The sequence below is a fragment of the Sphingomonas sp. PL20 genome, from assembly GCF_017875905.1.
GTDB lineage: Bacteria > Pseudomonadota > Alphaproteobacteria > Sphingomonadales > Sphingomonadaceae > Sphingomonas > Sphingomonas echinoides.
Genome location: NZ_JAGINH010000002.1, coordinates 2,448,048 through 2,460,449, shown reverse-complemented (window position 1 = coordinate 2,460,449; position 12,402 = coordinate 2,448,048). Strand labels below are relative to the sequence as shown.

The following is a 12,402-nucleotide window of genomic DNA, read 5'->3' as shown; positions in this document are numbered from 1 at the left end:
TGGGCGCGCCCGCGCGGCTTTTCGCCGCCTCCCCGCCGCGCCCCGTCTAGGCCCCATAGGGAAGGACCCGCTGCATATGACCGCCATTGGCCAGGATACCCTCGGCACTCGCACCACGCTCGACGTGAACGGCGCGCAATATGATTATTTCAGCCTCGCTGCCGCCGCGGAAAAGCTCGGCGATATCAGCCGTCTGCCGTTCTCGATGAAGGTGCTGCTCGAGAATCTGCTGCGCTTTGAGGATGGCGTGACCGTCACCACCGAGGACCTGCAGGCGATCATCGACTGGCAGCAGGAGCGCAAGTCCGACCGCGAAGTCCAGTATCGCCCCGCGCGCGTGCTGATGCAGGATTTTACCGGCGTTCCCTGCGTGGTCGATCTCGCGGCGATGCGCGATGCGATCACCAAGCTTGGTGGCGATGCCGCCAAGATCAACCCGCTCGTGCCGGTGCATCTCGTGATCGATCACTCGGTGATGGTCGACGAATTCGGCACGCCCAAGGCGTTCGAAGATAACGTCGAGCTCGAATATCAGCGCAACAATGAGCGCTACGAGTTCCTGAAATGGGGCTCCAAGGCGCTCGACAATTTCAAGGTCGTGCCCCCTGGCACCGGCATCTGCCACCAGGTGAACCTCGAGAACATCGCGCAGGCGGTGTGGTCGTCGGTTTCGCCGGACGGCAAGACGATCGCGTATCCCGACACCTGCGTCGGCACCGACAGCCACACCACGATGGTCAACGGTCTGGGCGTGCTCGGCTGGGGCGTCGGCGGGATCGAGGCGGAAGCCGCGATGCTCGGCCAGCCCGTGTCGATGCTGATCCCCGAAGTCGTCGGCTTCAAGCTGACCGGCACGCTTGCCGAGGGCATCACCGCGACCGACCTGGTGCTGACCGTCACGCAGATGCTGCGCGCCAAGGGCGTGGTTGGCCGCTTTGTCGAGTTCTATGGCCCGGGCCTTGATGCGCTGAGCCTCGCCGATCGCGCAACGATCGCCAACATGGCACCCGAATATGGCGCGACCTGCGGTTTCTTCCCGATCGATGATGCGACGCTCACCTATCTGCGCCTGACCGGCCGCAGCGATGAGCAGATCGCGCTGGTCGAGGCCTATGCCAAGGCGCAGGGCATGTGGCGTCTGGCGGATGCGCCGGACCCCGTGTTCACCGACACGCTCGAACTGGATATGTCGAGCGTCGTGCCGTCGCTCGCTGGCCCCAAGCGCCCGCAGGACAAGGTCATCCTCACCGAGGTCGACGACACCTTCAACGCCGATCTCGCCAAGGTCTACAGCCACGCCAGCGCCAAGCGCGTTCCGGTCGAAGGCCGTGATCACGATATCGGCGATGGCGACGTGGTGATCGCCGCCATTACGAGCTGCACCAACACCTCGAACCCGTCGGTGCTGGTCGCCGCTGGCTTGGTCGCGCGCAAGGCCAATGCGTATGGCCTGAAGCCCAAGCCGTGGGTCAAGACCTCGCTGGCACCTGGCTCGCAGGTCGTGACCGATTATCTCGACAAGGCTGGCCTGACCGAAGACCTCAACGCGGTCGGCTTCAACCTGGTCGGCTATGGCTGCACCACCTGCATTGGCAATTCGGGTCCGCTCGCTGCGCCGATTTCGGCGGCGATCAACGGCAATGACATCGTCGCTGCCTCGGTGCTGTCGGGCAATCGCAACTTCGAGGGCCGCGTCAGCCCCGACGTGCGCGCCAACTTCCTGGCTTCGCCGCCGCTGGTCGTGGCGTACGCGCTCAAGGGCACGGTGACCGAGGACTTCACCACCACCCCGATCGGCCAGGCGACCGACGGCACCGACGTGTACCTCAAGGACATCTGGCCGACCAACGCCGAAGTCCGCGAAGTGATGGACGCCAACATCGACCGCGGCATGTTCCAGTCGCGCTACGCCAGCGTCTTCCTCGGCGACAAGAAGTGGCAGGCGATCGACGTGGTCGGCTCCGACACCTATGCGTGGCCGCCCGCATCGACCTACATCGCCAACCCGCCTTATTTTGAAGGCATGTCAATGACCCCGGCACCGGTGCAGGACATTGTCGAGGCGCGTCCGCTCGCCATCCTGGGCGATTCGATCACCACCGACCACATTTCGCCGGCCGGCTCGATCAAGGCTGACAGCCCCGCTGGTGCATGGCTGATGGAGCGCCAGGTCGCGCGCGCCGACTTCAACTCCTATGGCGCACGTCGCGGCAACGACAATGTCATGGTGCGCGGCACCTTTGCCAACATCCGCATCAAGAATGAGATGGTGCCGGGCGTCGAGGGCGGCATGTCCTCGTATAAGGGCGAGACGATGCCGATCTATGATGCGGCCATGCGCTTCAAGGCGGACGGCGTTCCGCTGATCGTCATCGCGGGCAAGGAATATGGCACCGGCTCGTCGCGTGACTGGGCGGCGAAAGGCACCAATCTGCTCGGCGTGCGCGTCGTCATCACCGAGAGCTTCGAGCGCATTCACCGCTCGAACCTGGTTGGCATGGGCGTGCTGCCGCTGCAATTCGCCGAAGGCGTTGACCGCAAGACCTTGAAGCTCGACGGTTCGGAAAGCTTCACGATCCTGAAGGTCGCAGACATCCGTCCGCGCCAGGACGTCGAGGTCACGCTGACCCGCGCCGATGGCACGGTCGAAACCTTCCTGACGCGTTGCCGGATCGATACAGTCAACGAGCTGGAATATTTCCTCAATGGCGGCATTCTGCAGTACGTGCTGCGCAAGCTGGCTGCGTAATGCCGATGCTGTCGTGACGACGGCGATCGAAGGGATTGGATGGGCAGCGGCGCTGCTCATCCTCGCTTCCTATCTGCTGGTTTCGACCGGCAAACTGTCCGGCCAGTCGGCGACGTTTCAGTGGATGAACGTCGTCGGTGCGGCCGGATTTGTTTTGAACAGCGGCTGGCATGGCGCGTGGCCCTCAACCACGCTCAACGTGGCATGGGCAGCGATCGGGATCGTTACCCTTTTGCGGCTTTGGCGCAGCGCCCGCCTTGGTGCCTGAACAGGAAATGCCCGCCACGCTTGTGCGTGGCGGGCATCCTTTCCTCCCCAGGAAACTCTCAAGCCTCTGCGAACGGTCGAGCTTTTGACAAGCTGCCGATCCGTTGAGGGCGCAATAGAGAGGAAAGGATCACGCCGAACAGGGGGTATGAGGGCACCATTCGGTAAAGGCGTTACTTATCTGCGCGAACTTGAAGTTTTCTTGTAAATATATGACAAGTTGCGGCACTATGGGTGGTGGCGCTTCATACGCCGCATCGTCAGGGGCGTAGAGAGCATGGCCGATCGCAAACTGTTCGCTGGGCACGCCATTCGTCGGTTGCGGCGACAGGCGGGATTGACGCAGGCGGCCATGGCCGAAACGCTGACGATCAGCCCGAGCTACCTCAATCTCGTCGAGAAGAATCAACGACCGCTATCGGCGTCGTTGATCGTCAAGCTGGCAGAGAGTTTCGATTTCGATCCGCGGGCGCTGGCGGCGGGGGAACCCGGCGGGGGCGAGGCTGCGCTGCGGCGACGGCTCGCCGACCCGATGTTCGCCGACCTGGAAATCGACCGCAACGAAATCGAGGAATGGCTGGCGGGCGCGCCGGGCGGAGCGGAAGCGTTTGCGCGCGCGTTCGACCGGATCGGGGCGGCGGGCTCGGCCGAGGCAGGGGCGTCCGATCCGATTGCCGAGGTGCGCCGCGAAATCGAGCGATGGCGCGGCCATTTCGCCGATTTGGACGCGCTGGCGGAAGGGCTCGCCGATGAATTGCGGCTGGGCGCAGGCGATCTCTATGGTGCCATTGCCGAGCGGTTGCGGGTGAAGCACCAACTCACGATTCGTGTGCTGCCGGTGGATGTCATGCCCGATCTGCTCCGCCGCACCGATCTCCACGCGCGGCAGTTGCAGCTTTCCGAAATGCTCGATCCGGCGTCGCGGGTCTTCGGTGCGGCCTATCAACTCGCCCAGATCGAGGCGCGGGGTGAAATCGATGGGTTGGCCAAGGGGGCAGGCTTTACCGATCGCGACGCGGAGCGCCTGTATCGCCGCCACCTCGCCAGCTATTTCGCGGCCGCGTTGATGATGCCCTATGCCCGCTTTCTGCGCGCGTGCGAGGCAACCGGATACGATATCGAGCTTCTGCAACGCCGCTTTGGCGCGGGCTTTGAACAGGTCGCGCATCGGCTGACCACTTTGCAACGCATCGGCGCACGCGGACTGCCGTTTTTTCTGGTGCGGATTGATCGCGCCGGGCAGGTGTCAAAGCGCTTCTCCGGCGCGAGCGGCTCGCCGTTGGCGGAGTCGGAGGGGCGCTGTCCGTTGTGGCGGTTGCATGCCGCGTTCGATCGACCGGGAGTGCTGGCGGTGCAATTGATCGAGTTGGAAGGCGGTGCACGCTGGTTGACCATGGCGCGAACCGTAACCCCGCAGGGGAGGCGCTATGGCGCGGTGCCGGCGGAATTCGCGGTCGGGCTGGGCGTGGCGGCGGAACATGCCGGAACGCTGGTGGTCGCGCGCGGCCTGGACTTGAAGGGCGAGGCGACGCCGATCGGGCTGGGCTGCCGAGCGTGTGGGCGGAGCGGCTGTCCGCAGCGGTCGCTGCCGCCCGTCGGTCGCGCGCTGGCGATCAACGAGCGTGAGCGCGGGGTAAGCGCGTTCACTTTTGGGGGGGATTAAGGCGCGATCATGGGGAAGGCGGAAAGCGATTTCGGGGCCGTCGCGCCGATACGGATGGTGACCCGTTTTTTAGCCGAAATGCAGACAACGATTGTCCTGGCCGGGCTTCGCGCGTTCGACGGTGATCTCGACCGGTTCGTGGTCTTTACCTTGATCGCGCGGCAAAGTTCATCAACGCCGATCGATGGCATGGACGTCGCTGCCGACCCGCCCGAATCCCGCGCGATCTCGATCAATTCCTTGGCTGCATCGCTGTCCCGTCCGTTCGAGACCGTGCGCCGCCACGTCAATGCATTGATCGCGCAGGAGGTGGTGGCGCGCACGCCCAGCGGCGTGGTCGCGCTTGCCAGTGGCTTGCAGCGCCCGGAAATGATCGAGATGTCGATGACGGCGCACGACGCCTTCGTGCGGCTGGTCGAGGATTTGCAGCGGTTCGATTTGCCGATGCCGCCGCAGCGGAACACGAGCGCCTATCATCCGGCGGTCGGTGTCCGCGCCGCGGCCGACATCATGCTCGCCGTGGCCGACAACAATCGCGGGTTGCACCAGGAATGGATCAACCTGGTGCTCTATTCGACCATCCTGTGTGCGAACACGCGCAGCTACACCTACGATCCCGTCTTGGCGCGGCGTTATGCTGACCAATTCGCCGTGCCGCCCGACTCGTTGCGACGCCCGCTGCGGGTGAGCGCGCTCGCGCGAACACTGCGGCTTCCCTACGCCACGGTGCAACGCCGTGCGGAAAAGCTGGTGGCGGATGGCCGCGTGGAAAAGGTGCGCGGCGGTTTGCGGGTTTCGGAAGAATGGCTCAATCTGCCGACCAGCGTCACGGTGAGTACCATCAGCTATCAAAATATCCGGCGCATTTTGGCGGCAGCGACGGCGGCGGGTTTCCCGATCGCCAGCCCCGAGCAAGCCTATTTGCGAGGACGGCCTGCGCCGAGCGTGATTCACGAGCGCCCCTGACTTACGGTTTGTGAATATATTTCATATTAACAAAAATATACCGCATCGATTGACAGAGATACGCCAATTATCGGCGATTTTGCGTCACAAAGTTCTGTAAACTTGCCTACATCCTTGCCATCGCAGCCGATGAGGATGTTCGCCGTGACTTACCAGACCGCCATCGCCCAAACCGCCAAACTGATCCAGAGCCAGAACGGCACCTGGGACGGCATCGACGCCGAAAGCGTTGCGCGGATGCGGGTGCAGAACCGTTTCCAGACCGGCCTTGACATTGCGCGCTACACCGCCGCGATCATGCGCCGCGACATGGCGGCTTATGATGCCGATCCGGCCAAGTACACGCAGTCGCTCGGTTGCTGGCACGGCTTCATCGGCCAGCAGAAGATGATCAGCATCAAAAAGCATTTCGGCTCGACCGAGCGCCGCTATCTCTATCTCTCGGGCTGGATGGTTGCCGCGTTGCGCAGCGAATTTGGGCCGCTGCCCGACCAGTCGATGCATGAAAAGACCAGCGTTCCGGCGCTGATCGAGGAGCTCTACACCTTCCTGCGCCAGGCCGATGCGCGCGAGCTCGGCATGATGTTCCGGGAGCTTGATGCCGCGCGGGCGTCCGGCAATGCGATCGAGGAGCAGCGTTTGCTCAACGCGATTGACGGCTATCAGACGCATGTCGTGCCGATCATCGCCGATATCGATGCGGGCTTCGGCAATGCCGAGGCGACGTACCTGCTCGCCAAGAAAATGATCGAAGCGGGCGCGTGCGCCTTGCAGATCGAAAACCAGGTCAGTGACGAAAAGCAATGCGGCCATCAGGACGGCAAGGTGACCGTGCCGCATGAGGACTTCCTCGCCAAGGTTCGTGCTTGCCGGTACGCCTTCCTCGAACTCGGCGTCGAGGACGGCATCATCGTTACGCGCACGGACTCGCTCGGCGCTGGGCTGACCAAGCAGATCGCGGTGTCGAAGGAGCCGGGCGACCTCGGCGACCAGTATAACAGCTTCCTCGATTGCGAGGAGATCGACCCCGCCACCGCGCGCAATGGCGATGTCATCCTCAACCGCGATGGCAAATTGCTGCGGCCCAAGCGTCTGCCGTCCAACCTGTTCCAGTTCCGCGCCGGAACCGGCGAGGACCGCTGCGTGCTCGACTGCATCACCTCGCTCCAGCACGGTGCCGACCTGCTTTGGATCGAGACCGAGAAGCCGCACATCGCGCAGATTGCGGGGATGGTCGACCGCATCCGCGAAGTCGTGCCCAATGCCAAGCTGGTGTACAACAACTCACCGTCGTTCAACTGGACGCTCAACTTCCGCCAGCAAGTGTTCGATGCCTGGGCGGGCGAGGGCAAGGATGTCTCCGCCTATGATCGCGCGAAGCTGATGTCGGTCGATTATGACGCCACGCCGCTTGCCGAGGAAGCCGATGAGCGCATCCGCACCTTCCAGAAGGATGCAGCGGCGCGCGCCGGGATCTTCCATCACCTGATCACGCTGCCGACCTATCACACGGCGGCGCTGTCGACCGACAATCTCGCCAAGGAGTATTTCGGCGAGGCGGGGATGCTGGGGTATGTGAAGGGCGTGCAGCGCAAGGAAATCCGCGAGGGGATTGCGTGTGTGAAGCACCAGAACATGTCGGGCAGCGACATTGGCGACGACCACAAGGAGTATTTCGCGGGTGAGGCGGCGTTGAAGGCCGGTGGGGCGCACAATACGATGAACCAGTTCGCGGCCTGACGCAGCAGGCGGAGCAAAGCTCCGCCGCGCCCGCGGCAGGCCCGGCCGGCGGGGCTTGCAGCCCCGTCCGACGACGTGGCTTTGCCGCGGCGGGCTTCTACCCTTCCGTCATGCCGGGCTCATCCCGGCATCCACCCTGCCACGGATTTCTGAAATCGTTATCCGTGCGCAGCGGTGGACCCCGGCACAAGGCCGGGGTGACGGCGATGGGTAAGGTCAGGCGCCGGCGTTGGTCAGCCGGTCGATCTGGTCGGTGCTGAGCGTCAAATCCATCGCGCCCAGCAATTCCTCGACCTGGGCTACGCTGGTGGCACTCGCGATCGGTGCAGTGACGCCGGGCTGTGCGGCGAGCCACGCCAGCGCGATCTGCGCGAGCGAGGCACCGGTTTCCTCTGCAGTCGCATCCATCGCAGCGAGGACGGCGGGGCCGGTGCCGTCCATGAACGCCTGCATCCGCCCGCCGCGCACGCTTTTACCAAAATCAGCGGCGCTGCGATATTTGCCGGTGAGATAGCCCGAGGCGAGGCCATAATAGGGCACCACGCCGATATTGTACTCGACGCAATAATCCTGGAGCTGCCCTTCAAACTTGTGGCGGCTGACCAGATTATATTCGGGTTGCAGCACATGATAATGCGGCAGGCCGTGGGCGGTGGCAGCGTCATTGGCCGATTTCAGCCGCGCCGCGTGGAAGTTGGAAGCGCCCAGCGCGCGCACCTTGCCCGCGTCGATCAGCTTGGCGAAGGCCGCGAGGGCATCTTCCTGCGCGACGGCATCGTCATCCTGATGCGCGAAATAGAGATCGATCGTGTCCACCCCCAGCCGCTGGAGCGAGGCGTCGCATGCTGCAGCGATCCGCGCAGGGGCGAGTTTCTCGCCGCCTTCGCCCGGCAGCATGCCGACCTTGGTGGCGATCTGCACCTGATCGCGCTTGCCGCTGGCCTTGAGCCAGGCACCGATCACGCTTTCCGATTCCCCGCCTTTATGGCCGGGTGCCCAGGCCGAATAGACGTCGGCGGTATCGATCATCGTGCCGCCACCGGCCACGAACGCGTCGAGCACGGCAAAGCTGGTGTCTCGGTCGGCGGTCCAGCCGAACACGTTTCCGCCCAATATGAGCGGCGCGATATGGAGCTCGGTCGCGCCAAGGCGGCGTAAGGTCGTCATGATCAATGGTCCTCGGAATCGGTTTCGTTGCCGCCTTCGTCGTCATCGACGATGATCGCGGCATTGGCATCGGCGCTGTTGGCCTCGAGCGAGGCGGCGGCAGTGTCGAGCGCCTTGTCCTCCGCTGCGGTCGCGCCGGAGGAAGATTTGCCCGAGCAAGCCGCCAGCAACAGCAGCGCGAAAAGCAAGGGCGTCCGCATCAGTCCTGGATCTCGTTGCCGACGTCCTTCAGCGCGGCACCGGTCTTGTCGGCGACCCGGTCGGCCTTGTTGCCGAGCACCGCGCCCGCATTGTCGATCCGCGATTCGGCGGCACCGAGTGCGGCGTCGGTATCGTCGACAGCCTGCGCTGCGGTCGCATTGGCGTCGGCAGCAACGGCGTTTGCCGCTTCGGAGACCTCATTCTGTGCCTTCGGGCTGCAGCCGGATACGCCGAATGCAAGGAGAGCAGCCAGTGGCAGAATGGCGAGCGACTTGGTCATTATGGGTACCCTTGGCTTTCGGAAGATATACGGCGACGGTAAAGGATGGGCGGTGCCCCTTCAACTCCATCCGGCCGATCTTGTTGCACGCAAACCGTTCCAAGAGGGCGGAGCGCTGTAGGGGCGCGGGGCTGACGGAAAAGCGGAAGGGGCCGAAGCGCGTTGACCTCATATAAAGATATCTTTATATGTTGTCGCCAATGACCATCGCTCTCGAAATCTTTCGCGCGCTTGCCGACGCGACCCGCCTGCGCATCGTCGCCCTGCTGCGCTCGATGGAGCTGTCGGTTGGCGAATTGGCGCAGGTCCTCGGGCAAAGCCAGCCGCGCGTCAGCCGGCACGTCAAGATCCTGTGCGATGCCGGTCTGGCCGAGCGCCGCAAGGAGGGCAGTTGGGTGTTCGTGGCGTTGGGCGGCGGCACCACGGTCGGCCCGGTGCTGGAGGCGCTGGATTCGTGGGCGGCGCTTCAGCCCGACCATTGGGCGGTGGCCGATTCCGCGCGGCTGGCGGCGGTGCGTGCCGATCGCGCTGCCTCGGCGGCTTTGTGGTTCGAGGCCAATGCGGGACAGTGGGACGCGATCCGCTCGCTTCACATTGCCGAAAGCGAAGTCGAGGCAGCGATTTCGGCGGTACTGGGCGAGGCACCGATTGGCCAGTTGATCGACATCGGCACCGGCACCGGGCGGATGCTGGAATTGTTTGCGGGACGGGCCGAGCAGGCGCTCGGGATCGATCGCTCGTCCGAAATGCTGCGGCTGGCGCGCGCGAAATTGTCCGAGCGGGGGTTGGACAATACGGAATTGCGGCAGGCCGATCTCTATGCGCTTCCTTTGGCGGACGGTGCGGCGGACGTGGCGATCGTGCATCATGTGCTGCATTTCGCACAGCAGCCGGGGGCCGCGATCGCCGAGGCGGCGCGGGTGCTGAAGGCGGGCGGGCGGCTGCTGATCGCGGATTTCGCGGCGCACGACCGCGAGGAGTTGCGGACGAAGGACGGGCATACCCGCCTGGGCTTTGCCGATGAACAAATGGCGACATGGTTCGCCGCTGCCGATCTCGCGCCCGAGAGGACCGAGCGGCTCGAAGGCGGCGAACTGACGGTGAAATTATGGCTCGCGCGCAAACGCGATGCCCAGCGTTCCGGGATACACAAGGCGATGGCGGCATGACGATTTCGGTGAACCAGCTCGAGGAGGCGCGGCGCGCGCTCGAGGCCCCGCTGTTCGCGGATCTGGCGGGCGATGCGGCGGTGTCGTTCGAATTCTTCCCGCCCAAGACCGAGAAGATGGAAGAGGCTTTGTGGGAAACGGTGCGCACGCTTGAGCCGTTCGCGCCCAGCTTCGTCTCGGTCACCTATGGCGCAGGCGGCACCACGCGCGACCGCACGCATGCGACCGTCGCCCGCATCCAGCGCGAGACGAGCCTGGGCGCGGCGGCGCATTTGACCTGCGTCGAAGCCTCGCGCGCCGAAATTGACGAGATTGCCGAGCAGTATTGGGCGGCAGGCGTGCGCCATATCGTCGCGCTGCGCGGTGATGCGCCGGGGGCAGGGGGCTTTGTCCCGCATCCCGAGGGCTATACCAATGCCGCCGATCTGGTGGCTGGCCTGAAGCGCCTCCACCCGTTCGAGATTTCGGTCGCGGCTTACCCCGAATGCCACCCGGATTCGCGCGATCAGGCCGATGACCTCGACAATCTCAAGCGCAAGCTGGATGCGGGCGCAACGCGCGGGATCACGCAATTCTTCTTCGAGCCCGAAACCTTCTTCCGCTTCCGCGATCGCGCGGCGGCGGCCGGGATTTCGGCGGAGATGGTGCCCGGCATCATGCCCGTCACCAATTTCCAGAGCATCGTGCGCATGTCGGCACTGTGCGGTACGGTGGTGCCGCCGTGGATGGGACGGCTGTTCGAGGGGCTGGACGACCATCCCGCCAGCCGCCAGTTGATCGCCGCGACGCTTGCCGCCGAACTGTGCCGCAAGCTGTATGCAGGCGATGTGCGCAATTTCCATTTCTACACGCTCAACCGCGCCGAGCTCAGCTTTGCTATATGTCATCTATTGGGCCTGCGCGCGAAGGCCGTGGCGACGGCAGAGGCGGCGTAATCCATTCCCCTCCCGCTTGCGGGAGGGGTTAGGGGAGGGCCTGTTAGGGCCCTCCCGAGACATTCCCTCCCCCTACCCCTCCCGCAAGCGGGAGGGGAGAAGGATTAGCAGATGACCGCACGAGAAACCCTGTTGGCCGAAGCGGCCAAGCGCATCCTGATCACCGATGGCGCGTTCGGCACCGAAATCCAGAATTGGAAGCTATCCGAGGCGGATTATGCTGGCGACCTGGGCCTGACCAAGGACCAGAAGGGCAATAACGACATCCTCGCGCTGACCAAGCCGGCGGTGCCCGAGGCGATCCACCGCGCCTATTTCGAGGCGGGGGCGGACATTGCCGAGACCAACACCTTCTCGGCCAACCGCATCAGCCAGGCGGATTATGCCGCCGAGCATCTGGTGCGCGAGATCAATGTCGAGAGCGCGCGGCTCGCGCGGCGGCTGGCGGATGAATATCAGGCCAAGGATGGCCGCCCGCGCTTTGTTGCAGGGGCCGTCGGGCCGACCAACAAGACGCTGTCGCTCAGCCCCGATGTCAACGATCCGGGCTTTCGCGAGATCGACTTCGATTATCTCAAAGGCGTGTACCGCGAACAGACCGACGCGCTGATCGAGGGCGGGGCGGACTTTATCCTGGTCGAGACGGTGTTCGACACCTTGAACGCCAAGGCCGCGATCATGGCGGCGCTGGAAGCGGGCGAGGCGCTGGGGCGCGACGTGCCGATCATGCTGTCGATGACGCTGACCGATCTGTCAGGCCGCAATTTGTCGGGGCATACGGTCGAGGCGTTCTGGCACGCCGTGCGCCATGCCAAGCCGGTGACGATCGGGCTCAATTGCTCGTTCGGCGCGGAGCAGTTGCGCCCGCATGTGCGCACGCTGGCGGGCATCGCCGATACCCTCATCATGGTCTATCCTAATGCCGGGCTGCCCAATGAATTGGGTGAATATGACGAGATGCCGGAGACGACGGCGGGGCTGGTCGGCGAATGGGCGAGCGCGGGGCAAGTCAACATCCTCGGCGGCTGCTGCGGATCGACCCCGGCGCACATCAAGGCGATTGCCGAGGGTGTGCGTGGGTTGGCGCCACGCGTGCTGCCGGTGCCGCCGGTGGTGACGCGGCTGGCCGGGCTGGAGCCGATGACGATGGCGGCGTAACTCCCCTCCCGCTTGCGGGAGGGGCTGGGGGAGGGGTTTTCCTCCCGCGCCCGCCCGGTTTGTTGAACAGTCCCTCCCCCAACCCCTCCCGCAAGCGGGAGGGGGGA

Annotated in this window: 11 protein-coding genes; 8 read left to right on the top strand and 3 right to left on the bottom strand. The window is 64.4% G+C overall.

The features are described 5' to 3' along the window. Nucleotides 1–76 precede the first annotated feature (76 nt). The 5 genes from acnA (at nt 77) to H4W01_RS11430 (ending at nt 7,385) form a co-directional block, all read left to right on the top strand. Nucleotides 77–2,749 (top strand): aconitate hydratase AcnA, encoded by a 2,673-nt coding sequence (gene acnA, locus H4W01_RS11450; protein WP_209611077.1) that lies wholly within the window; start codon nt 77–79, stop codon nt 2,747–2,749. Between the two features lie 13 nt (nt 2,750–2,762). Then, nucleotides 2,763–3,017 (top strand): CBU_0592 family membrane protein, encoded by a 255-nt coding sequence (locus tag H4W01_RS11445; RefSeq protein WP_209611076.1) that lies wholly within the window; start codon nt 2,763–2,765, stop codon nt 3,015–3,017. 276 nt (nt 3,018–3,293) lie between these two features. Further along, the gene (locus H4W01_RS11440) at nt 3,294–4,679 is read left to right on the top strand and encodes a helix-turn-helix domain-containing protein (protein WP_209611075.1); all 1,386 of its coding nucleotides are present in this window, start codon (nt 3,294–3,296) and stop codon (nt 4,677–4,679) included. Between the two features lie 9 nt (nt 4,680–4,688). Then, complete coding sequence (locus tag H4W01_RS11435; RefSeq protein WP_209611074.1) at nt 4,689–5,645, top strand: hypothetical protein; 957 nt, start codon at nt 4,689–4,691, stop codon at nt 5,643–5,645. 144 nt (nt 5,646–5,789) lie between these two features. After that, nucleotides 5,790–7,385 (top strand): isocitrate lyase, encoded by a 1,596-nt coding sequence (locus H4W01_RS11430; protein ID WP_209611073.1) that lies wholly within the window; start codon nt 5,790–5,792, stop codon nt 7,383–7,385. Between the two features lie 216 nt (nt 7,386–7,601). On the opposite strand, the gene H4W01_RS11425 is transcribed toward H4W01_RS11430, so the two are convergent. Genes H4W01_RS11425 through H4W01_RS11415 form a run of 3 tightly spaced genes read right to left on the bottom strand, consistent with a single transcriptional unit; the run spans nt 7,602 to nt 9,033 of the window. Continuing rightward, nucleotides 7,602–8,552, bottom strand: a complete 951-nt coding sequence (locus tag H4W01_RS11425) for an aldo/keto reductase (protein ID WP_209611072.1) — start codon at nt 8,550–8,552, stop codon at nt 7,602–7,604. Nucleotides 8,553–8,554: 2 nt separating this feature from the next. Next, nucleotides 8,555–8,752: a hypothetical protein gene (locus tag H4W01_RS11420; RefSeq protein WP_010403521.1), complete on the bottom strand. Its 198-nt coding sequence runs from the start codon at nt 8,750–8,752 to the stop codon at nt 8,555–8,557. After that, nucleotides 8,752–9,033, bottom strand: coding sequence for a hypothetical protein (locus tag H4W01_RS11415; protein ID WP_010403519.1), 282 nt, complete (start codon nt 9,031–9,033; stop codon nt 8,752–8,754). The genes H4W01_RS11420 and H4W01_RS11415 overlap by 1 nt, the downstream gene beginning before the upstream one ends. A gap of 200 nt (nt 9,034–9,233) precedes the next feature. Between H4W01_RS11415 and H4W01_RS11410 the strand changes: the two genes are divergently transcribed. The 3 genes from H4W01_RS11410 (at nt 9,234) to H4W01_RS11400 (ending at nt 12,295) form a co-directional block, all read left to right on the top strand. After that, on the top strand, nt 9,234–10,202 hold the full coding sequence (locus tag H4W01_RS11410; protein ID WP_209611071.1) for an ArsR/SmtB family transcription factor: 969 nt from the start codon (nt 9,234–9,236) through the stop codon (nt 10,200–10,202). Continuing rightward, nucleotides 10,199–11,137 (top strand): methylenetetrahydrofolate reductase [NAD(P)H], encoded by a 939-nt coding sequence (gene metF / locus H4W01_RS11405; protein ID WP_209611070.1) that lies wholly within the window; start codon nt 10,199–10,201, stop codon nt 11,135–11,137. Before H4W01_RS11410 ends, metF begins: the two co-directional genes overlap by 4 nt. Before the next feature lie 111 nt (nt 11,138–11,248). Next, on the top strand, nt 11,249–12,295 hold the full coding sequence (locus tag H4W01_RS11400) for a homocysteine S-methyltransferase family protein (RefSeq protein ID WP_209611069.1): 1,047 nt from the start codon (nt 11,249–11,251) through the stop codon (nt 12,293–12,295). The last annotated feature ends 107 nt before the right edge of the window (nt 12,296–12,402 follow it).

Bases quoted from the DNA above. Each gene is read 5' to 3' on its own strand.
- acnA (WP_209611077.1), top strand. From the start codon at position 77: ATGACCGCCATTGGCCAGGATACCCTCGGCACTCGCACCACGCTCGAC.
- H4W01_RS11440 (WP_209611075.1), top strand. From the start codon at position 3,294: ATGGCCGATCGCAAACTGTTCGCTGGGCACGCCATTCGTCGGTTGCGG.
- H4W01_RS11435 (WP_209611074.1), top strand. From the start codon at position 4,689: ATGGGGAAGGCGGAAAGCGATTTCGGGGCCGTCGCGCCGATACGGATG.
- H4W01_RS11425 (WP_209611072.1), bottom strand. From the start codon at position 8,552: ATGACGACCTTACGCCGCCTTGGCGCGACCGAGCTCCATATCGCGCCG.
- H4W01_RS11420 (WP_010403521.1), bottom strand. From the start codon at position 8,752: ATGCGGACGCCCTTGCTTTTCGCGCTGCTGTTGCTGGCGGCTTGCTCG.
- H4W01_RS11415 (WP_010403519.1), bottom strand. From the start codon at position 9,033: ATGACCAAGTCGCTCGCCATTCTGCCACTGGCTGCTCTCCTTGCATTC.
- H4W01_RS11410 (WP_209611071.1), top strand. From the start codon at position 9,234: ATGACCATCGCTCTCGAAATCTTTCGCGCGCTTGCCGACGCGACCCGC.
- metF (WP_209611070.1), top strand. From the start codon at position 10,199: ATGACGATTTCGGTGAACCAGCTCGAGGAGGCGCGGCGCGCGCTCGAG.
- H4W01_RS11400 (WP_209611069.1), top strand. From the start codon at position 11,249: ATGACCGCACGAGAAACCCTGTTGGCCGAAGCGGCCAAGCGCATCCTG.